Annotated in this window: 1 protein-coding gene; it reads left to right on the top strand. The window is 63.9% G+C overall.

The features are described 5' to 3' along the window. Positions 1-104 precede the first annotated feature (104 nt). On the top strand, positions 105-402 hold a 298-nt coding region (locus C1I98_RS40080; RefSeq protein ID WP_146607986.1), incomplete at its 3' end, for a prephenate dehydrogenase/arogenate dehydrogenase family protein.

The following is a 402-nucleotide window of genomic DNA, read 5'->3' as shown; positions in this document are numbered from 1 at the left end:
ACGCACCACGCTTTACGAGCCGGCGCGCCCGCGTCGCGTCGTCTTGGCTGAACCATCGTGAACGATCTGCAACATCCATCGCCCGCTCAATTGAAGGACAATCTATGACTCTTCCCGCCATTGCCGTCGTCGGCGGCACCGGTAATCTGGGCGCTGCGATCGCCTGGCGGCTGGCGCGTGCCGGCTATCCCGTGACGATCGGATCGCGCAACGCCGAAAGTGCGGAAAAGGCCGCCGCGGAATTGGGCCATGGACTGCGTGCCGGCGCCAATGTGGATGTCGTCGCGAATGCGGACATCATCATCGTAACGGTGCCCTTTGCCGCGCAGGAGGCGACGCTTCGCGACATCGCGCCGCATGTCGTTGGCAAGTTGGTCGTGGATACGACCGTTCCCCTCGTCC

It is taken from the genome of Spongiactinospora gelatinilytica (genome assembly GCF_003236385.1).
GTDB lineage: Bacteria > Actinomycetota > Actinomycetes > Streptosporangiales > Streptosporangiaceae > Spongiactinospora > Spongiactinospora gelatinilytica.
This window is presented reverse-complemented; position numbering and strand designations above follow the sequence as displayed.